Source organism: Bryocella elongata, from assembly GCF_900108185.1.
Taxonomy (GTDB): domain Bacteria; phylum Acidobacteriota; class Terriglobia; order Terriglobales; family Acidobacteriaceae; genus Granulicella; species Granulicella elongata.
This window is the reverse complement of the sequence record NZ_FNVA01000001.1, coordinates 498,223-518,936: the sequence shown is the minus strand read 5'-3', so window position 1 is coordinate 518,936 and position 20,714 is coordinate 498,223. Positions and strand designations below refer to the sequence as shown.

20 protein-coding genes are annotated in these 20,714 nt (G+C 62.8%); 7 read left to right on the top strand and 13 right to left on the bottom strand.

The window, feature by feature from the left end; genetic code table 11:
* Window positions 1-89 precede the first annotated feature (89 nt).
* Window positions 90-914 carry a hypothetical protein gene (locus C4S68_RS02170; RefSeq protein ID WP_200821449.1) on the top strand — a complete coding sequence of 275 codons (825 nt, stop codon included), beginning with the start codon at window positions 90-92 and terminating at the stop codon, window positions 912-914.
* On the opposite strand, the gene C4S68_RS02165 is transcribed toward C4S68_RS02170, so the two are convergent.
* The 3 genes from C4S68_RS02165 to C4S68_RS02155 all read right to left on the bottom strand — a co-directional run bounded on the left by C4S68_RS02165 (window position 856) and on the right by C4S68_RS02155 (window position 4,132).
* Entirely contained in the window at window positions 856-2,238 is a 1,383-nt protein-coding gene (locus tag C4S68_RS02165; RefSeq protein ID WP_103931374.1) for an MFS transporter, read from the bottom strand. The genes C4S68_RS02170 and C4S68_RS02165 overlap by 59 nt on opposite strands.
* A 78-nt stretch (window positions 2,239-2,316) precedes the next feature.
* Window positions 2,317-2,691, bottom strand: a complete 375-nt coding sequence (locus C4S68_RS02160; protein WP_103931373.1) for a VOC family protein — start codon at window positions 2,689-2,691, stop codon at window positions 2,317-2,319.
* A 46-nt stretch (window positions 2,692-2,737) separates the two neighbouring features.
* Window positions 2,738-4,132, bottom strand: a complete 1,395-nt coding sequence (locus C4S68_RS02155) for a M28 family peptidase (protein WP_235011292.1) — start codon at window positions 4,130-4,132, stop codon at window positions 2,738-2,740.
* Between the two features lie 129 nt (window positions 4,133-4,261).
* Here C4S68_RS02155 and C4S68_RS02150 point away from each other — a divergent pair, with 129 nt between their 5' ends.
* From C4S68_RS02150 to C4S68_RS02120, 6 genes are all read left to right on the top strand, one after another.
* A complete protein-coding gene (locus C4S68_RS02150) occupies window positions 4,262-5,074 on the top strand; it encodes a TIGR03435 family protein (protein WP_103931371.1) in 813 nt (270 codons plus the stop codon).
* A 58-nt stretch (window positions 5,075-5,132) separates the two neighbouring features.
* Window positions 5,133-6,011, top strand: a complete 879-nt coding sequence (locus C4S68_RS02145) for a rhamnogalacturonan acetylesterase (RefSeq protein ID WP_235011291.1) — start codon at window positions 5,133-5,135, stop codon at window positions 6,009-6,011.
* Window positions 6,012-6,115: 104 nt separating this feature from the next.
* On the top strand, window positions 6,116-6,424 hold the full coding sequence (locus C4S68_RS02140; protein ID WP_103931370.1) for a hypothetical protein: 309 nt from the start codon (window positions 6,116-6,118) through the stop codon (window positions 6,422-6,424).
* A gap of 150 nt (window positions 6,425-6,574) precedes the next feature.
* Window positions 6,575-9,679, top strand: coding sequence for a preprotein translocase subunit SecA (gene secA, locus C4S68_RS02135; protein WP_103932123.1), 3,105 nt, complete (start codon window positions 6,575-6,577; stop codon window positions 9,677-9,679).
* 869 nt (window positions 9,680-10,548) lie between these two features.
* A complete protein-coding gene (gene sdhB / locus C4S68_RS02125) occupies window positions 10,549-11,307 on the top strand; it encodes a succinate dehydrogenase iron-sulfur subunit (protein WP_103931368.1) in 759 nt (252 codons plus the stop codon).
* Window positions 11,308-11,386: 79 nt separating this feature from the next.
* A complete protein-coding gene (locus C4S68_RS02120; RefSeq protein ID WP_103931367.1) occupies window positions 11,387-11,599 on the top strand; it encodes a type II toxin-antitoxin system HicB family antitoxin in 213 nt (70 codons plus the stop codon).
* Window positions 11,600-11,884: 285 nt separating this feature from the next.
* Here the strand turns inward: C4S68_RS02120 and C4S68_RS02115 are convergent, their stop codons facing one another.
* The 10 genes from C4S68_RS02115 to C4S68_RS02070 form a co-directional block, all read right to left on the bottom strand.
* Complete coding sequence (locus C4S68_RS02115; RefSeq protein ID WP_103931366.1) at window positions 11,885-12,526, bottom strand: HD domain-containing protein; 642 nt, start codon at window positions 12,524-12,526, stop codon at window positions 11,885-11,887.
* On the bottom strand, window positions 12,523-12,849 hold the full coding sequence (locus C4S68_RS02110) for a hypothetical protein (RefSeq protein WP_103931365.1): 327 nt from the start codon (window positions 12,847-12,849) through the stop codon (window positions 12,523-12,525). The genes C4S68_RS02115 and C4S68_RS02110 overlap by 4 nt, the downstream gene beginning before the upstream one ends.
* Before the next feature lie 92 nt (window positions 12,850-12,941).
* Window positions 12,942-13,541 (bottom strand): cytochrome P460 family protein, encoded by a 600-nt coding sequence (locus tag C4S68_RS02105; RefSeq protein WP_103931364.1) that lies wholly within the window; start codon window positions 13,539-13,541, stop codon window positions 12,942-12,944.
* 69 nt (window positions 13,542-13,610) lie between these two features.
* Complete coding sequence (locus C4S68_RS02100) at window positions 13,611-14,720, bottom strand: agmatine deiminase family protein (protein ID WP_103931363.1); 1,110 nt, start codon at window positions 14,718-14,720, stop codon at window positions 13,611-13,613.
* Window positions 14,721-14,803: 83 nt separating this feature from the next.
* A complete protein-coding gene (locus C4S68_RS02095; protein WP_103931362.1) occupies window positions 14,804-16,258 on the bottom strand; it encodes an oligogalacturonate lyase family protein in 1,455 nt (484 codons plus the stop codon).
* Between the two features lie 168 nt (window positions 16,259-16,426).
* Window positions 16,427-17,929, bottom strand: coding sequence for a hypothetical protein (locus C4S68_RS02090; RefSeq protein ID WP_146071979.1), 1,503 nt, complete (start codon window positions 17,927-17,929; stop codon window positions 16,427-16,429).
* A 51-nt stretch (window positions 17,930-17,980) separates the two neighbouring features.
* Entirely contained in the window at window positions 17,981-18,481 is a 501-nt protein-coding gene (locus C4S68_RS02085) for a DUF3455 domain-containing protein (protein WP_103931360.1), read from the bottom strand.
* Between the two features lie 22 nt (window positions 18,482-18,503).
* Window positions 18,504-19,427: a carbon-nitrogen hydrolase gene (locus C4S68_RS02080; RefSeq protein ID WP_103931359.1), complete on the bottom strand. Its 924-nt coding sequence runs from the start codon at window positions 19,425-19,427 to the stop codon at window positions 18,504-18,506.
* Window positions 19,428-19,524: 97 nt separating this feature from the next.
* A complete protein-coding gene (locus C4S68_RS02075) occupies window positions 19,525-20,079 on the bottom strand; it encodes a pyruvoyl-dependent arginine decarboxylase (protein ID WP_103932122.1) in 555 nt (184 codons plus the stop codon).
* A gap of 110 nt (window positions 20,080-20,189) precedes the next feature.
* Window positions 20,190-20,705, bottom strand: coding sequence for a DinB family protein (locus C4S68_RS02070; RefSeq protein WP_103931358.1), 516 nt, complete (start codon window positions 20,703-20,705; stop codon window positions 20,190-20,192).
* Between the last annotated feature and the right edge of the window lie 9 nt (window positions 20,706-20,714).

Sequence of the window (20,714 nt, the reverse complement as noted above, 5' to 3'; positions counted from 1 at the left end):
ACCGTCCCTGAAACGCTTGTGTTCCTATCGACTTGAAAGCCAGGAGAGACCTATTGCATCATTCAGCCCGCGCCACAGGAAATCGCCCCATGCAGCAATCATCGGAGAGGTGTGCCCAGCGCCGCAGAATTACCCTTGGAGCTTCGGTTCTGCTCTTCGCCCTCGCCGTAACCCCAAGCGGCTACGCTTCGATGCAGAACGATGACGTGCTTCCGGATGCCCCAGCGCCGCAAAGCTCCAGCTCCACGTCCCAGAGCTCTTCCGCCCCGGCCCAGGTCAGTTCGACGCAACACAGCAACGGCCAGACCAAGCGCATCCTCGGGATCCTGCCCAACTTCCGCGCAGCCACCACGGACGAAAAGCTTCCGCCCCAGACAGTGAAGGACAAGTTCGTGACCGCCAGCGAGGACTCCTTCGATTACTCTTCGATCGTTCTCCCGGTGGTGGTTGCCGCCTACTCCTACGGCACCACCAAGTACCCTGAGTTCGGCAAGGGCGGCGTTGGCTATGGACGCTACCTGTGGCACTCCGTCGTCGATCAGACGTCGGAAAACTACATGGTCGAGTTCGTCGTCCCGGCGATCACGCATGAAGACACCCGGTTCTACACGATGGGCCACGGAGGCTTCATAAAGCGCGCCGGCTACGCTGTGAGCCGAGTCGTCGTTACGCGCACCGACAGCGACGGTCGCAGCTTCAACTACGGCGAAGTCGTTGGCGCCGGAGCCGCCGCGGGAATCTCGAATCTCTACTACCCAAGCCGCGAGCGCACGGTCTCCAACACGATGGACCAGTGGGGAGTGAACGTCGGCATCGATGCCGCCACCTTCGTCTTCAAGGAGTTCTGGCCCGACATCAGCTACCACCTTCTGCATCAGGGGCAACGTCCGGGAACCACTCCTCCAGCGAACTAGGTTCGTCCGCGATCGCGTTCTGCTGAGGCCGGCTCGAGGGCTTCAGCAGAACCGCGATGATGACTGCGGCCAGCGCGCAGGGCACGGCCAGCACCGACACACCCGCCGCATACCCTCCAGTCCGCTCCCGCAGCCATCCCATCAGGTATGGAAAGACAAACCCTCCGGCGATGCCGCACATGTTGATCGCAGCCATCCCCACGGCTGCCGCCTCACCCGAAAAGATCGTGATCGGCAGCGAGAGCATCGGTCCCTGGAAGCTCGAGTAGGCAGCAACGCCCGCCCCCAGCGCCAGGGCCGCCAGCCAGCCGTGCAATCGGAGCCCACCGCCGGCAAGCAGCAGCAGAGCGCCCATGATCAGCAGCGGCGCCACGATGTGCCATCGACGCTCGCCATTGCGATCCGAGTGAATGCCGTTGAGCAGCATCAGCGACGCACCCGCAACACCGATCCATACCACCAGCGAACCCACCGCAGTCGACGACAGCCCCGTCGCCTGCGCCAGCATCGCGGGCAGTGAGAACGACAACCCGTAGTTGGCTCCAAGCATCAGGAAGTAACCGCCCCCAAGCAGCCATGTCATCGGACTACGGAGTGCAAGCCGCCAGCCACCGTGCGCCGCCGCTCCAAGGCCGGAAGCCTCCCCCTGCAGGTGCTCCAGGAGAGCGTTCCGCTCCTCGGGGGCCAGCCACTTCGCGTCGTGGGGATCGTCCGGCAGCAATGCGAACACGGCCAGACTGATCAGCACCGCAGGCAGTCCCTCGACGAGGAACAGCCATTGCCAACCAGCGAGGTGCAGCGTCCCGCTCAGCCTCAGCAGCGTCCCCGCCGCCGCGCCCATCACGACGTTGCTCAGCGGCAACCCGAGGTAAAACAGGCTGATCGCCCGCGCCCGCTCCCGCGCCGGAAACCACAGCGACAGGTAGAAGATCACTCCCGGAAAGTAGCCCGCCTCGGCAATGCCCAGCAGCATGCGCATGGAGTAGAAGCTCGTCGACGAATGCACGGTAGCCATCGCCATGGCCATCAGGCCCCACGTCAGCATGATCCGCGCGAGCCAGCGCCGCGCGCCAAAGCGCAGCAGCAAAGCATTCGACGGGATCTCGAACAGCGCGTAGCTCACGAAGAAGAGCCCGGCGCCGAGACCATAGGTCTCCGCCGTAAGCCCCAGCGCATGGCTCATCGGCTCCTGCGCGAAGCTGATGTTCACGCGGTCGAGATACGCAGCGATATAGCCCAGCGACAGAAGAGGCAGGAGACGCCATCGCGCCTGCGACAGCGCTCGCTCGAGGGCAGGTTCAGGGGAAAGTGACGCGTCGGGCAGGTCGAAACCTCCGAGGTGCTGGCGTCAGCATACGCGAGAGCCAGCTCCGTGGAAGCGCAACTTGCTTGCGGCCCCGCTCTACCCCTGCGGCGTCATCGGCTGAAAGATCGCGATCGCCGCCCCAGCCGGATCCGACATGATCGTCATCCAGCCGACGTTCGGGATCTCGTGCGGCCCGACGTGGATCGTCGCTCCGAGCTCCTTCGCCTTCTCCGTGGCGGCCTTCACATCGGCAACCCCGATGTAAGCAAGCCAGCCGGGATTTCCTCCAGGCATGCTCGCCAGACCACCACCGGGCCCATCACTCGGCTTGAAGGTCGAGTAGATCCCCATCGGCCCCATGTCGTTGTCCGTGAACTCCCATCCAAAGAGCTCGCCGTAGAAGGCCTTCGCCTTCGCCGGGTCTGCGGAGTTCAGCTCAAGATGCACAAACGGATTGCCTGTTGCGTTCATCCTTCACCTCATCTGCTGCTTCGATATCGGGGCCGGGTGTGAAAAATCAGGGCTTCGGTTGGCCGCCGGAGACCCACGCGGGCTTGAAGTCCGAATCGGCCAGCCAGCGAACAGGTTCAACCAGCGACTGGATCGCCGCGGTCATAAAAGCGAAGTCCAGGTGCGCCAGGTCGTCGTTCGGCTGATGATACGTCGGCACCGTGCCCCATCCAGCAGCAGTGTGCGCCACGATCCCTTTCAACGCCAGCTGGTAGTTGTCCGAGCGCTCGAAGAAGTGCTGCTCGGGATACGGATCCGCCCCCAGCAGCGCTCCATGCTGCGCCAGGGTCGGCCCCAGGTTCGACCGCTCCCATCCAGTCAGCAGGAGCACACCCTTCGGCATCTTCGGGTCCTGGTTGCCCACCATCTCGAACTCGAGGTCGGTGACGAGGTCCTTGAGCGGCACCACAGGGTGCATCCCGAAGTACTGCGAACCCAGTTCCCCTGCCTCCTCCGCGCCATAGCAGATGAACAGCACACTGCGCTTGAGCTGCTTGCCTGCGCCCAGCGCATGCGCCAGCTCCATCACCGCGGTCGTCCCAGCAGCATCGTCGTTGGCGCCGTTATAGATCGCATCCCCATTCACCGGCCGTCCAATGCCCAGATGATCGAGATGCGCACTCAGCAGGATGGTGCCGGCCTTCGGGTCGCTGCCCGGCAGATAGCCGATGGCGTTATAGGTGTACCGAGGTTCCTTCACCGGCAATACCGTCACGTTCAGCGACACCACGGACCCCGCTCCAACCGCTTCCAGCGTCTTCGCCGCAGCAGCGTGAACGATCGCCACGTTGCTGCCCCCGCGACGCATCTCCGACTCCGCTAGCCGGATTGGCGTCCGCGTCTTGCGGCCCATCATCCCGTATACCTGCGTAGTTCCAGGCGTTTCAACCACCAGGATCGCCGCAGCTCCAGCACGCCGCAGCGCCGATAGCCCGTCAAACACTTGGTCAGGGCCGTCCGCTCCGGTCAGCAACACCACCGATCCCCGCTCGAACTTCGCGCCCTTGACCTGCGCCGCGTCGACACGCACCAGCGGGCCGCTCACATTGGCCGTCGACGACATCAACAGGTCAAAGTCCGAGCCCTCGCTCAAAACCGTGTTGCCAGCCTTAACCGTTGCCTTCCCGTCGAGCTCCGGCGCAATTACCTCGCCGCGCTGAATATAGCCCGTCATGCCCGGCGCAAACTTCAGCCCGTAGGACTCGAACTCGCTGGCCACGTAGGTCGCTGTGATCTCTTCATCGTGAGTCGCGGAACCTCGCCCATGCATCGCATCGCTGGCGAGGTAATCCTCATGCGCGTGCACCCACTCGGGCTTCACCACCCACGTTCCCTGCTGCGCGGCGGCAGCCATGGTCATCACGCCGGCCAAGGCAATTGCATAACGTCGAACCAAGATCATTCCACTCCCCGTCCAAACAGCTCGAACTACAGTCCGCATCCTATCAGCGCCCACGGATGACATCTCGCCTCCTGGAGTGTCCAATCCCCATCCCCCGTTTTGCAAAAAAGCCAGCAGGAGGCAAAGACGATGATTCGGCACCTGACAAAGATACGGTACGTCGCGGCAGTGGCAACCGTTCTGGCGGCCTCGGTGGCGCAGGCCCAGACCCCGCCACGTCCTAAATTCGAAGCCTTTGAGGTCGCCACCGTGAAGCTGGTCGACCACGACCCCAAGGGTGGCCGTTACTTCCGCATGGAGGACCAGCACCGCTGGATCGCCAAGGACTACACCCTGCCGCTGCTCATCGCCGCGGCCTATGACCTCAACACCCGCACCATCTCCGGCGGCCCCGACTGGATCGACTCCGCTCACTTCGACATCGTCGCCATCACTCCCGGGACCGTGCAGCCCAACCGCGTCGAGCAGATGGCCATGCTCCGCAAGCTGCTCGCCGACCAGTTCCAGCTCACCTTCCATCGCCAGTCGCGCGAGTTCGCCCTGTACGAGCTGCAGGTCGCCCGCGGTGGACCGAAGCTGAAGGAAAGCACCGCTCCCGCCGACGAAGCTCCCAAGCTCATCACCACCGTCTACCCGCCCGCAAAGCTCGTCCTCCCGGCGCGCAACGCCACCATGCAGGACTTCGTCTTCATGCTGCAGCGAGCCATGCTCGACCGCCCTGTGACCGACAAGACGGGCCTCACCGCACGCTATGACTTCGACCTCACCTGGTCGCCCGACGAGACACAGTTTGGTGGCGAAGTCCCTGTCGCTTCACCCGATGCACCTTCGCCCCCACTCTTCACGGCATTGCAGCAGCAGCTCGGCCTGAAGCTGGTCGCCGCACGCGGGCCCATCAACGCGCTCGTCATCGACCACGCCGTCCAGCCCTCGTCAAACTAAGCCGAACTCTGGAATCTGGATCACTGTCATCTGGAAAACTGAATGGCTCTACCCTCCAGTGATAGCCTTCCCCCATGCGCCGTCCCGTCCTGATTTCCGCGCTGCTCTGCTGCTCTCCCCGCTCGTAATTGGCATTGCCTCAGCGCAAAGCCCCGAACATGTTCCAGACCGTCCCCCCGACACGCCCACGCAATCTGCGGCGCACCACGACGCCCCGCTGAACCCGGCGCTCCCGACAATCTTCATCGTCGGCGACTCCACCGCGCGCAACAACGCCGACCTCGGCTGGGGCGACCACTTCGCGCACCTCTTCGACACCTCGCGCGTCAACGTCGCGAACCGTGCCATCGCCGGCCGCTCCTCCCGCACCTACATCAACGAAGGTCACTGGCAGAAGGTCCTCGACGAGATGAAGTCCGGTGACTACGTCCTCCTTCAGATGGGCCACAACGACGGCGGCGACCTCGGCGGCGCCAAGCCCCGCGGCTCCCTTAAGGGCGTCGGCGACGAAAGCCAGGACGTCCCCCAGACCGCCGGTGCGCTCGCCGGAAAGACCGAGACCGTGCACACCTACGGCTGGTACCTGCGCAAGATGATCGACGAGGCAAAGGCCAAGGGCGCGCATCCGATCCTCCTAACCCTCACAGTCCGCAACATCTGGAAGCCCGACGCCTCCGGCAAGCCGCGCATCGAGCGCGACATGGGCTACACCGGCTATGAGCAGCAGATTGCCGCCCAGGAGCAGATCCCTCTCATCTACTGGAGCGACCTCGCCGCCTACATCTTCGAATCGCTGGGCCCGGAGAAGACCGCCGCCCTCTTTCCCGTGGATCACACCCACACCAGCTCCGAGGGTGCCGAGATCAACGCCAAGTGCGTCGCCCAGGCGCTCCGCGACGCCCACTCGCCCTTGGCCGCGTATATGGCCGGACGGTAAAGCCATTTCTCTTTGTCATTCCCGAGGGGAATCTGCGTCTTGCGATTTTCGTGGCACCCCAATACCTGCTTCTTCTTCACTCAAGCTTGAGCGCATCGTCTAAAATGTCCGTGATGCGTCTGCGCGCTCGCCATCTCGCTGGGCTGCTCCTGCTCCTTGCCGCCCTCGGCACGGCGGAGGCCTCGTCTCCGCGCGCTGGCTCCACCCCGGTTCCTACCCACTGCATCCACATGCTGCTCGCGCAGCGCACGACGCAGACCCGGGATGCCGCCCCCATCGACTTCGAGCCTCGCGAGCCCCTGACCACAGCGCTCGCACCGGACACAAGCGTGCCTCTGGCTGCCACGCACCCCATGGCTGCCTCTGCCGCCCACTCGGCACGGCTGCACGCCGTGACCGGCAGCAGCCTCTAGCCTCCGGGACGTCCAGGTCTCTTCGTCTCGCGTCCTGCCTGAACTTCGCCGCAGACGCATCCAAATCTGCATTGCCTGACTACCGCCCCTGCGCGCTGAGCCTGAATGGCTCGACCTTCGCCCGCGCGCCCGGCCAAAGGAACGATCTCCGTGTTCAACAAGACCCTCGCCAAGATCTTTGGTACCTCCAACGAGCGCGCCGTCAAGCGCCTGCTCCCCACACTCGCGAAGATCAATGCCTTCGAGGAAGACCTCAAGGGATTGACCGACGACCAGCTCCGCGCCAAGACCGCAGAGTTTCAGGCCCACATCGAAACCAGGCGCAACGCCGTTCCCCATGGGGAACTCAAAACCATGGACGAGCGCACCTCCTATCGCGAAGCCGTTCACGCGGTGGAGACGGAAGCTCTCGACGAGATCCTGCCCGAGGCATTCGCCGTCACCCGCGAAGCTGCCCGCCGCGTCCTCGGCATGCGCCACTACGACGTCCAGATGATCGGCGGCATGGTCCTCCACTCCGGCAAGATCGCCGAGATGAAGACCGGCGAAGGCAAGACGCTCGTCGCCACGCTGCCCTGCTATCTGAACGCCCTCGCCGGCCGCGGCGTCCACGTCGTCACCGTCAACGACTACCTGGCCAAGCGCGACGCAGAGTGGATGGGCAAGGTCTACGGTTTCCTCGGTCTCTCCGTCGGCGTCATCGTGCATGACCTCTCCGACGAGCAGCGCCGCGAGGCCTATGCCTCCGACATCACCTACGGCACCAACAACGAGTTCGGCTTCGATTACCTGCGCGACAACATGAAGTTCGACCTCAAGGACATGGTGCAGCGCGAGCACTTCTACTGCATCGTCGACGAAGTCGACTCCATCCTCATCGACGAGGCCCGCACGCCGCTCATCATCTCCGGCCCGACCGACCGCACCACCGATAAGTACGGCATCGCCAACGGCATCATCCCTCAGCTCGAAGAGGGCGAGATGATCGAAGACTTCGAGGCCCAGTCCAAGACCTGGACCGGCGACTTCGTCGTCGACGAAAAGGCCCGCGCCATCACCGTCACCGACGATGGCTGGCTGCGCATCGAAAAGCTCCTCGGCATCGGCAACATCGCCGACCCCGAAAACTGGGACATGAAGCATCACGTCGAGACGGCGATCAAGGCGCACAATCTCTACAAGCGCGACGTCGAGTACGTGGTCAAGGACGGCGAGGTCATCATCGTCGACACCTTCACCGGTCGCCTGATGCCAGGCCGCCGCTGGTCCGATGGCCTGCACCAGGCCGTAGAAGCCAAGGAAGGCGTTGAGGTCCGCAAGGAAGACCAGACCCTCGCCACCATCACCTTCCAGAACTACTTCCGCCTCTACAAGAAGCTCTCCGGCATGACCGGTACGGCCGAGACCGAGGCCGCCGAGTTCGAGAAGATCTACAAGCTCGACATCGTGGTCATCCCGACCAACCGCCAGATGCTGCGCATCGAGAACTCCGACGTCGTCTACCGCACCGCGAAGGAAAAGTACTTCGCCGTCGGTGAGGAGATCGAGCGCCTCCACGCGGCCAAGCAGCCGGTGCTCGTCGGTACAACCTCCATCGAGAAGTCCGAGCTGCTCTCCGACATCCTTCGTCGCAAGGGCGTGCGCCATGTCGTACTGAACGCCAAGTTCCACGAGAAGGAAGCCGAGATCGTCGCCCAGGCCGGCCGCCTTGGCATGGTCACCATCGCCACCAACATGGCCGGACGCGGCACGGACATCCTGCTCGGTGGTAACGCCGAGTTCATGGCCCGGCAGGACATGGTGAAGCGCAATCTCGCCCGTGTGGTCTCCCCCGCCGAGGGCGCAATCCATCCCGTCGCCGCTGCGGGCTTCACACGCTTCTACTACCAGGGCCAGGAGTTCGAAGTCCCGGAGCAGCTGTGGTCGGACACCTTCGCCGCGCACTCCACCGCCACCAAGGCCGAGCGTGAGGACGTCGTCAACGCCGGCGGTCTGCACATCCTGGGCACCGAGCGCCACGAGTCCCGCCGCGTCGACAACCAGCTGCGTGGCCGCGCCGGCCGCCAGGGCGATCCCGGCAGCTCGCGCTTCTTCCTTTCCCTCGAAGACGACCTCATGCGCATCTTCGCGCGCGAGTGGATCAGCACCCTCCTGCAGCGCCTCGGCATGGAAGAAGGCGTCCCCATCGAGAGCAAGATGATCTCGAACCGCATCGAGAAGGCGCAGGAGCAGGTGGAGAGCCAGAACTTCGAGGCCCGCAAGCACGTCCTCGAGTACGACGACGTGATGAACAAGCAGCGCGAGGCCGTCTACAGCCTGCGCCGCCAGCTCCTTGAAGGTGTCGAGCAACGCGAGCTGATCGTCGACGACTACACCGCGACCATCCTCTCCACGGTTCTCGATCAGGCCATCCCCGCCAAAGCGCAGCCCCACCAGTGGGACATCGAGAAGCTCTGGCAGCAGGTCTACGAGGTCTTCGGCGCAAAGTTCAACGAAGGCCCCGACGCCATCGACGCTGAAGCGCTCACCCGCCACGACCTCGGCGAAACCATCTTCGAGAAGCTCGGCGAGCGCTACAAGGTCAAGGAACAGATCCTCGGCGAAGCGCAGATGCGGTACCACGAGCGCGTCGTCATGCTCAGCGTCCTCGACGGCCTGTGGAAGGAACACCTCCTCAACATGGACCACCTCAAGGAAGGCATCGGCCTGCGTGGCTACGCGCAGCAGGACCCGCTGGTCGCCTACAAGAAGGAGTCCTTCGAGATGTTCGAAACGATGATGCTCACCTTCCAGGAGCAGACCGCGCGGCACCTCTACCGCATGCAGATCCTCGCTCCGGACGGCACGCCGATCGAGACGCCCGAGCAGCTCGCGCAGCTCCAGGCCTCGCATCAGCAGCGTCTCGCGCAGACGCCTCCTCCGCCCCAGATGCCCACGCCGGATCCCACGCACTGGCAGCCGCAGCAACAGCAGCAGCGCATCCCCACCTCGACCCACGAGGTCGCAGGCGGCTTCCCACGCCAGCAGCAGCCTCAGCAGATGCAGGGCGGCGTGCCTCCGCAGACCACCATCGACAAGCTCGAGCGTGAGTTCGAGTTGCGCAAGCAGCGCGAGCTCGAAGCGGCCCGCCAGGCCGGTGGTTCCGCCTCCAACGGAAGCACCCCCCAGCGCTCCGGCAAGGAGATGGGACGCAACGACCTCTGCTTCTGTGGCTCGGGCAAGAAGTACAAGAAGTGCCACGGAGCCACTGCCTAACATCGCTATGCGCGACTACCTATACATTGACCGAAATCGGATTGACTCGCTCGTGGACCAGTTGGCGCTTCCCAAAAACGCCACCTCAAAACGTTCTAAGAAGTGGTCGCTTTCGCTATCCGGACCAAAGGTCGAATTAGGGGAGGAAGATAACGCTCGGTCTCTCAATGATCACGAGAAGGTCGAATTTCTGTTGGGAGCCCTGCTGCGAAAGGGGCTCCTTTTCGGGACACGGCCTATTGAACAACCTGCTCCCAGGGGCTTCATTCTCGAGGAAACGACAGCGCGAAAGGTCATTTTGCCCACGAAGGACGTGAAGAGTGCATTAGGCGCCGAAGGCATGGCGGTCTGGGTTTCGGACCCAGACCCGACTGTCTACACTTCGGAGCGATGGGACTGGAAAGGCTCCTTTCTATATCTCACTGAGATTTGGCTGGACGATCGGGCACAAACCTCAATGTACTCGGGCCGATCCGCTCTTCAAGCTCTTACCAACCTGTGGAGGGGTGAAGATGTCCTCTCTCCGTGGTTGGGAGAAGAATGGGAGCCGCTTGGGCGAGGTAGCTACGCGCATCCGACAGACAAACTGCGGTCACTAGGAGCTACCGTCGGTGACGAGCGGTCAATTACCACGCTGTACATGCCTCGCTACATGAGCGACGAACAATGCTATCGATTTGACGGCCAAGAACGACGAGTACACGATCTCTTGGGCTATCCGGTCTTCATCACTCGCAACCTCGCCTAGGACCACTCACCGACATCCCGTCCCGAAATGCCCTCCGCCCGATAATGGAACAACACGCCCGGTAACCGGGGCCAGCGCCTTCGCGCCCGCGCTATGATTGTCTTGCTAAAAAGGAGCCCGCATGCCTCCCAAGTCGATCAAGGTCGAGATCAAGCGCCAGTCCGCCCCGGACCAGCCTTCTGTCACCGAGCGCTTTGAGATTCCCTATCGCCCGAACATGAACATCACCTCGCTGCTCGGAGAGATCGCGCTCAATCCCGTGGACGTCAGCGGCAAAGAGACGACCCCGATCACCTACGACTCGAACTGCCTCGAGGAGATCTGCGGCTCCTGCGCGATGCTCATCAACGGCAAGGCGATGATGGCCTGCTCCGCGCTGGTGGACAAGCTCATGGGCTCGGGCGACACCATCACCCTCGCTCCGCTCTCCAAGTTCCCCGTCGTCCGCGACCTCTCCGTCGATCGCTCGGTCCTCTTCGAGAACCTCAAGGCCGTCAAGGCCTGGGTTCCCATCGACGGCACCTACGACCTCGGCCAGGGCGCCAAGCAGGCGCCGCAGATCCAGGAAGAGCGCTACCCGCTCTCCAACTGCATCTCCTGCTGCTGCTGCATGGAGGTCTGCCCGCAGTTCAACGAGGAGACCGGCTTCGTCGGCGCTGCCACCATCGCGCAGGCCAAGCTCTTCAACCTCGATCCCGCAGGCTCCGTGCTCAAGGAAGATCGTCTCCGCGCCCTCGCCGGCGACGGCGGCATCCAGGAGTGCGGCTTCGCGCAGAACTGCGTCGTAGCCTGCCCCAAGGGTCTGCCCCTCACCGAGGCCATCAGCGACATGGGCCGCGACGTCTTCGTGCAGAAGGTCAAGGACTTCCTCTCGCGCTAAGCTTGCATCGTCGATCGCCGTGCGCCATTGACCACGATGCGTGGTTGAAACGTCGCAGGTTGCGGCGTACTCTGACTCCATGAAGGAACTCGTCTTTCACGTGACTCAGGAAAGTGACGGCGGCTATTGCGCAAAGGCCGTGGGCGAGGGGATCATCACACAGGGTGACACCTGGGAAGAGCTTCGAGAGATGGTTCTGGATGCGACGCGCGGTTACTATGACACCGCAGAAGAGCTTCCCGAACAGATTCGACTTGAACTCGTGCACAGCGAAGTCCTGGCCGTCGCGTGAAGGTCCCTCGAAGCGTCAACGGAATAGATTTCGCAAACCATCTGATCCGCCGATGGCACTTCGTTGAGTTGCGTCAGACTGGAAGCCACATCATCGTGCGGACAGAGACGCCGTCACGAAGAACTCTCTCGATCCCGGCGCATAAACCCCTCCGCTCGGGCACCTTTCAGGACCTTCTCGACGATGTAGCTCATCATAAAGGCCTCTCACGCGAAGATGTGTTGCGCGACCTTTGAATGATGCTTTCCGAGTTGCGCACCATTCATCCAAGCCACAAAAAGCACCTCAGCCGAGGTGCTCTTTTGCTTCTGTGCTCAACATCCCAAGAAACTCCCGCATCACATCTATCTTCGGCCGCGCGAGCTCGCGCGTAGCCTCCAGCCGGATCTTCCCTGGTAACGTGTCGAGCGCTTTCTGCAGGCTCACCCGTGCGTCCTCAAAGGTGTGAAAACGCGTATCGCAGCCCACCTTCGTCACAGTGCGCAGGATACCGATAGCTCCAAGCTGCTCCAGGATGTCCGCATCCCGCAGGACGGTCGCCTCCAACGTCTGCGGCTCGCTCTTGGGCAGGTGCTGCGCGATGCAAGCGACCACCGCCGGCGCCTTCTCCAACGGAAACCCAACGCGTTCCAGTACTGCAGGCGCCTGCTCACAGGCATAGCGCACGTTATCCCACCGCGCGAGCGCAGCCGGATCCTCCGGTCGATGCCCGAGGAAGACTCCCAGGTCATGCAGATACACCGCGGCGAAAACCACGTCATCATCGTAGGCATCCGCGGCGAACGTCCTCGCAATCTGCTGCGTCAACATATAGAGCCGCGGCTGATGGCTGAATTTATGCACTGGCTTGGCCTGCTCGCGAAGATACTGCACCAGCAGCTCACGCCAGCCCTGCGGCCTGGTTGAGACCTGCTTCGTCGCGCTCATGCCCCGCGCACCTGCGGCTCGGCATCCGGCCCGAAGAACCGTTCGATGGTTGCCGCCAGTTCCTTCAGCTTCGGCTCACGCACCGCAAGCTCTGCATCGCTCAGCGAGAAGCTCTTGCGCCACACCTCAAGCAACACAGGAAGAATCTGCGTCGTCGTCAGATGCTCCGTCTCCTTCGGCGACAACGCCGTGAACAGCTCTTCCTCCTCCGGCTCATACTCGTCCTGCGGCGCGCCATCGGCAATGTGGCCTTCAACATCCGCCTCGCGGACAAGCTGCTGGATAGACTCAAGATCTGGCGGGGGCGGCCACTTCGCTGACATGCTGGGGTTCAATCTCCGGTAGTTCGTCAGTTTGTCGCTATTGATTGCTGGACGTTGCTTCCATTGTCTCAGGCAGCCGGAGTCTACGCCCGCTAGGGCTTCGCCTCGGCACTTTCCTTCAGGTACTCCGGGGACAGCGTCTTCTTCTCCGTCGCGATGGGCAGTAGCGTGGGATAGAACTGCACAAACGTCGTCGCAACTGCACCATGCGACTCGTGGCAGCTGTAACAAGCCGCGGTCTTCGGCAGCAACTCGGCCTCGTCCTTGCCGGCAGCGCCCTCGTAGAAGCTCCACTCGCCCTTGTCCTTCACGTGGATCTCAAGCCCACGCACCTGCGCCGACTGCGTGTGCCCACGCTTGTTGATGGACACAGGACTATCCGCGCCACGCACCTCCAGGATGAACGTCGTCTTGTCCGGCCAGGTGCCAGTCCGCTTGAACTCCGCATACGATTCCGGGTTCACGAAGACATTGTCGAAGATGTGATTCTGCGGCTCGGTAGTCGACGCATAGGACATGTCGACACCCGTCGTCAGGTACTGCCACTCACGGTAGTTCTTCGGCGTCAGAAGCGCTCCCTTGGCGCTGTATGCGGGAGCGTTTGGGAAAGGAGCCGGGCTCGCTGCCGGATTCAGAAACGTGAGGCCACCGGCAAGCAGAAGGCCACTGCAGGTTGCGAGAGCTTTGAGCATCGAGACAAGACTCCTTCAGTAGGGGCGATGCTCCTGCTACGGAATCTCCGTAGCCCCGGTTCCCTTAAACTACGCCGGCTGCTGCTGTGTCATGCAATGCAGAGCTCCCAGACCCCAGATGAAGTCCGTGCAATGAATCCCTGTCACGACGCGATCCGGGAAGCATTCCGCAATCGTGTTCAGCGCGATGCGATCATTCGGATCGTTGAAGGTCGGCACCAGCACCAAGCCATTCGCAACGTAGAAGTTGGCGTAGCTTGCCGGCAGCCTCTGCTGCTCAAAGACGACGGGGGCGGGCATCGGCAGCGTCTTCACTTCGAATGCCTTGCCCTCGAGATTGCGCGCCTCATGGAGACGTTCGAGGTTCTCGGCCAAAGGCAGATGATTCTCATCCGCCGTATTGCTCTCCACCGCGGTCAGAATCGTGTTCTCACCCACGAAGCGCGAGATGTCGTCGACGTGGCCGTGCGTGTCATCCCCTGCGCAGCCTCGGTTGAGCCAGATCACCTTCTCGATGCCAAGATACTCCGCGAACGCAGCCTCAAGCTGCCCCTTGCTGACGCCCGGGTTACGCTGTTGCACCTCGCTCAGCAGACACTCTTCGGTCGTGAGCATCACGCCCGCACCATTGGTGTCGATCGAGCCGCCCTCCAGCACCAAACGATGCTCCGTCCCATCGGCGAGTGTCACCTTGGGCTCAAACGCCTTCATACCGTACAGCTTTTCAACGTGGCCTGGGATCAGATTGTCGTTGCGCCAGTTGTCATACTTCGCCCATGCGTTGAACTTCCAGTTCGTCAGCGCGACCTCGCCTTTGTCATCCTGAGCGTCGCGAAGGATCTGCTTCACCGAGCCCTCAGCGCACTTCTTCACAAAGATCGGCCCTGAGTCACGCAGCCACACGCGATCGGTGCGCCAGGTGTGGAAGTGGAGCCGCGCAAGATTCGCACCCTGTCGCCGCAGCATGTTTGTAGCCCGCTTCTCCGCAGCCTCATCATTCACAAGAATGTGAACGTCCTCAACTCGGGACAGATGCCGCACGATCTCGCAATAGACCCAGGGGATGGGTTGAAATTTGCTGGGCCAATCCTCGGGATTGTGCGGCCACGCGATCCACGTGGCAGAGTGCGGCGCCCATTCGGCAGGCATGCGATAGCGATTTACGTTCGGCTCACACATTCCTTCTTATTCTCGCAGAGACACGTAACGCGACGCAGCTGCGTCGCGTTACGTGTCTGTGACAAGGTTGAAAAACGTCCGCGCTACTTTGCGATCGCGTGCGTGTCCGTCGGCTCCTTCGGGTTGTACTTCGACGCCAGCTCCGGCGTCGAAATCAGCTCGCCCGGCTTCACATCGGTAGCCTTTGCCGTCTCCACCGCAATCACATACGCCGGCCCAAACATATTGCTGGTGAAGATCACCAGCGACTTGTCCGGCGAGAAGCGTACATTCGGCTCCAGGTGGTAGTCGTGCCACTTCATGTTCACCAGGTGCTCCGGCGTAAAGTACCCCGGCTGGAAGAAGTCCGGATCGTTCAGAGCCCCGGTCGTGTTCAGCGTGTGTGGATGGAAGAGCTCGATCCACTCTCCATCTGGAGCCTTCGCCACCTGCCCCACATCGCCACCGTCGCCGGTAAAGACGTCGAGGTCCTTCGTCAGGTTGAAGTGGATCGACCAGTCATTGCGATCCATGTGGAACGCCGTGCGCTTGCCCGTCGCGAGGTCATAACCCGCCAGATAAAAGTCCTGCCCCTTGATCGGCTGCCAGTCATACCAGATGGTCTTGCCGTCGAGGCCCCAGAACTCATGCCCCGCAATCTCCATCGCGATGCGGCGCTTGTGGATGAGCGTGTTGTGCGTCGCATCCGTATGGATCATCCAGATGCGGTCGACCTTCTGCCATGGACCTTCGTGGCAGTACATCAGCAGCGTGGGATCCGTGGGCGAGAACAGCAGATGATTGACCCAGTCAGTCGAATGCAGCAGCGGATGCAGCTTCCCTGTCGTCAGCTCGATCGTGTAGAGCGTCAGCGGAATCCGCGCCGCCAGCCGCTGCTCCATCATCTCGCCCTTGTTCAGCGGCTGCACCAGAGGCCCGCTCTGCCCCGCGGGATTCCGCCGCTGCGCGCCGTAATCCTGCGAGGTGTCCTGCTTGTCATTCATGGTGCCGGCGCCCAGCGTCTCGTCGGCATTGATCGTCGCCACGCTCATGCCCTTGGGAAGATCGCACAGCCGCGTCACCTTCTTCGTATAGACGTCCGCTTTATACAGCGTCACCGTGCGCGTCGCCGGGTCGGCCTGCGAGTAAAACACCGAGTTCGTCACGCGCCCGGCGATGATCGCATGCACATTGCCAAAGCGGAAGTCATACCCCTGTGCGATCGGATCGCCATCATGACCGGGCGCCGGCCGCGGAGGATTCGGCACGATCAGCCATGCCTTATGCGTCGCAAGATCGTAGCCATGAATGCCGTCCGGCGCCGTGTAGACCATCGTCTTCAGGTCCGGCGTGTAGGCATTCACATTGAAGTAGAAGCCCGACGAACCAGGCTCATCGGTGAGTCGCCACACACGGTGGCCGGTATCTTTGTCGACCCAGGTCTTCGGCGGGACTGCGCCCGTCACGGAAGGCTTCATCGGAGCCTGAGCTTGGGCGAACATCGCGGGAAGAAGGCTGAGCGCGAGGGCGGGAACGAGACTGCGGAGGTTGCGGTACATCGAGGCTTCTCCTGAAGAACGCTGAACCTGCGCCGGGTGACGCAAGGCGATACAAAACTCGAGCGCTAACTTTGTACAGGAGACGACGTGCTCTTGGAAATTGTTTCCCTAAAGAATTTTCGAGATATCAGATTCCCGGGATGCGGTACCCCGTTCCAGAGACACCGGCTAAGGCTTCGACACCGCCACAAACACCACGGCCAGCTTGTCTTCGTACCCCAGCCGGAAGCGCCCGTCCGTCCGCAACAGCTGTGTGAGCGGCGAGTTCACCGGCCCGACCACCATGCCCGCCGACTGCAGCTGCGGGTCCGACGCCCAGTTCGGACGTCCCTCCCATGTGCTCACCGAACGGTCGATCCGCTGGTCGCCATAGAGCGCCGCCCGCCCATCGATCGCTACGGGCTGACGCAGAGACCACAGCAGATATCCGCCCCAGCCGAAGTCGTTGTACAGAGGCCCCGCAAGGTGGCTCTGCTCCACAAACTCCACCGCGTGCACCGGCAGCTCCTTGGCCTGTAGCTGCCCGAGCTTCGCATTGCTCACGTCGAAGAGGCCGAAACCCGCAACCATCGCAAGAACCGCCATTCCGAGCGCCACCACACCACCCCAGCCCGGCAGCGGCGCGGTCTCCTTCTTCCGCTCAAACCGCACGGAAGCGATCGCCACCGATGCCATGATCGCCAGCACCCACACATCTCTCTGCGAGCGAAACGCCACCAGCGCAGCAAAGCCCAGCCACGCGGCCTCGAGCGAGATCAACTTCCCCTGCGACGTGAGCACCACCGTCGCCACCAGCAGCAGCCCCAGCGCGGAGAAGTCAATCGCATCCCGGAAAGGGATCGCCTGCAGCTCGCCAATCTTCGACATCACGCCGCTCTGCGTGGAGAGCGCGAAGGCGTCCTGATACAGCCTCCAGCCGTAAGGGTTCACCAGCGTCGCCAGCAACGTAGCCACCGAGAACGGAATCAACACCGCAGGCCTCAGCTTCGTCCGCAGCGATTCGACCCGCAGCCCTGCAATACTCTCGACACACGCAAGGAACAGCACCACCAACCCATCGAGAAACTGGATGTGCACGTTCGCCCACACGGCAAAGATCACCGGCAGCCACAGCAGGCGAGCGGCCTTGCCATCACGGCGCGAGCGCAGCAGCAGGTCCACCTCCAGCACCAGCGCCAGGATGCTGAACAGCCACGGGCGCGGCGTCTCCATGTGGATCATGCTGAAGCCCGCTACGAACGTCAGCACCGCCGCCACGCTGAAGTCCGGCTGAATGCGGTGGATCATGAGGAACAACGCCGCCGCGATCGCCACCGTCAGCCCCGCAGTAAGCAGCACCATGCCTCGCAGCCCCAGTGCACTGAAGAGAAACGACACCAGCAGCTCAAAGAGCCAGCTGTACGCGTGCCAGGGCGAGCCCGCGATTCCACGCGAGAAGATCTCGACGTGAGGCACAGCATGATGTGCGCGGATCCAGTCGCCCGTCGCCAGGTGCCACCAGATGTCATTGTCCGTAACGTAAGGATGCTGCAGACAACGCAGCGCCGGCGCCGCCAGCACAATGGCCAGCAGAAACGCCTGCATCCCCGCCGTAGCGCGGGGACTGGCGGCTGTGGACTTCGTCTCGGCGTTCTCCATCACCTTCGACCCTACGGTAGTCAGGAGACGCATTCCATGGCACGAAGGTGTGCGGCGTAACCCAACCTCGGCACTGCGCCCGCCCTACTGCGCCGCGCGATAGAACGTATACAGCGCCTGGTAGGGCACGTTGAGCTTCGTGCCCACCTGCGAGGCATCGCATCCGGTCGCCGGCGCCTGCCCTGCCTGCGTCTCCGACCGCCGCACCCACGCCACGTGGCTCAGCACGCCCTCGCTCCCGGTCGAATGCACCTCGACCAACAGCCACGGAATCGCATGAGCGTCCGGCGACGCCTGCTTCGCCTTCACCGTGCCCGCCAGCGCGCTGCCGTCGGCCCAGGTCCAGCTTGGCCCGGCAGCGTGTACCCCGACGTGCTGCCGCGTCTGCGGGTCGAACAGGTCCGCTGCCGGAGCCTGGAAGACCCACTGCGGCTGCCCATCCTGCACCTGGCAGGCGTAGATCTGCACCCCGCTGCCAACTGCCGTAGCGACAACGACCGCGCCAGCAGGAGGCGCGGTCGCATCGGCCGCCGGAGCAGCCTGCATCGGAACAAGTGCCAGCAGGAGCGAAAGAAGAAACTGCATAAGAAAATCCTAGCTCATGAACCTAGTCGAGGAACCGCTTCGTGATCCCCTCGTACGCATCGATCCGGCGGTCGCGGAGGAACGGCCAGTGCTGGCGCGTGATCTCCACTTCCTTCGAGTCCAGCTCCGCGTACAGGATCTCTTCCTTGTCGTGCGAGGCCTTGGCGATGATCCTCCCGAACGGGTCGGCGATGAAGCTTCCACCCCAGAATTCGAGCCCCGCGCCCTCCGGTCCCTTGAGGAGTTCTCCGTTGATCTCCACATCGCCCTGCTCATGGCCCACGCGGTTCACCGCGCACACCCACACACCGTTGGCAATGGCATGCGCGCGCTGGATCGTCTGCCACGCGTCGTACTGCCGCTCGCCAAACTCTTCCTTCTCCGAGGGGTGCCAGCCAATCGCCGTGGGGAAGAACAGCGTCTCCGCGCCACGCAGCGCCGTCAGGCGCGCCCCTTCGGGATACCACTGGTCCCAGCACACCAGCGTGCCAATCGGACCCGCCGAGGTGCGCTGCGAGCTGAAGCCCAGGTCGCCCGGCGTGAAGTAGAACTTCTCGTAGTACAGCGGATCGTCCGGGATATGCATCTTCCGGTAGATCGCCATGATGTTGTCCGGCTTGTCGCTGGTGTGGTCCAGGATCGCCGCCGTGTTGTGATACAGCCCCGGAGCGCGGCGCTCGAACAGGCTCGCCACCACGACGATCTTGTGCTCCCGCACGACTTCGCTGAGTGCCGCCGTCGAAGGCCCCGGAATGGACTCGGCCACGTCGAACAGCGCGTGGTCCTCGCGCTGGCAGAAGTACTGCGCACGGAACAGTTCCGGCAGGCAGATCAGCTTCGCTCCGGCCTCCGCGGCCTCACGCACACGAGCTACAGCCTTCGCAAGATTGGCGTCCACGGACGGCTCACACGCCATCTGGATCACTGCCACCTTTGTCTTTGCCATGATTTCAACTTCCTTTCCTTAAAACAGATGCTTCAGACACGGGAAAGGCGCTGCGGACTGCCAGCGCCTTTCGCAAACATTCATGATCCGGCAGGCGTCACGCGGGATCGTCGAAGAGCATGATCGCCGCCGCGATCGTCGTCGTCCAGCGGCCGTTCTTGTCGCCCACCGCCGACTGCGTCACATTGGCGGTGCGCACAATCTTGTTCGAGATCCGGTAGATCTCCTTCTTCTCGTCCCAGCTCTTCTCGGCGTCGAACTCCACATCCAGCGTGGTCGCAAGCATCTCCGCCGCAAGCTCCTCGGCGTAGTCGCCGGCCTGGTCTTCGCTCTCGCCGAAGCTGTGGTGCTCGCTCAGGTAGCCGTAGGTCTCCTTGTCGGTCGGAATCGCCACACCGATGGAGCTGGCCACGAGCCGATGAGCTTCCCGCGTGGCATTCTCCGCAATCACCGCAAACACCACCTCGCCCGCATTCAGGTACTTCACACCTTCCTTGCGCGGAATCAGCTTGCAGTTGGGCGGAAAGATCGACGACACCCGCACCAGGTTCTGTGCCGCGATGCCCGCGTCACGCAGCGCCAGCTCGAAACTGGTCAGGCGCTCCTTGTGCTTGCCGACGCCCTTCGTAAAGAACAGGCGGTTCGGGACCATGCTCTTGCCCAATGCAGATACCCCCACGACGCGGTCAATCCGACTGCCCTCAGAAGCCTTCCGGAGCCCAGCGCCCAGCAAAAAGTATCACATGCTCAAGCCCCCCAGACCTAATTGCCGGCCCGCCCCGCGAGCACCACCTTGGCCGTCGTCACCATCTGCCCGGAGTGCCTCTGCGTGTGGTCGGCGCAATGCACCAGCAGCCCCGCCACCGTCGTCGGAAGCTGCTTGCGCCCCACACCACGAGCCTCCGCAAACTGCACCGGAGAAAACGCCCTCACCCGCTCTTCCGCCTGTGCGAGTCCTGCCGCAAACTCGGTCCGCACCTGCTCTGCCGTAACGGCATCGTCCATCTCGGTCTTCAATGCCGCCAGCTGCGCCTCATCCAGCTGCCGCCCCTCGGCATAGGTCAATAGCCGATCCAACGACCGCACCATGTGCCGCAGATGAAACGCTACACTCGGCAATCCCGCGGGCCGCACATGGACCTCCGCATCGCTGAGATCATCCGCCCACCGGCCCGCATCCTCGCGAGCCAACTCCAACGCATGCAGCACCGCCCGCAACACAGGATCCACCTCGGTCAATGTGCCACGAAGCCACGGCTCGACACCCGGTCTCTCCATCACGCCTCC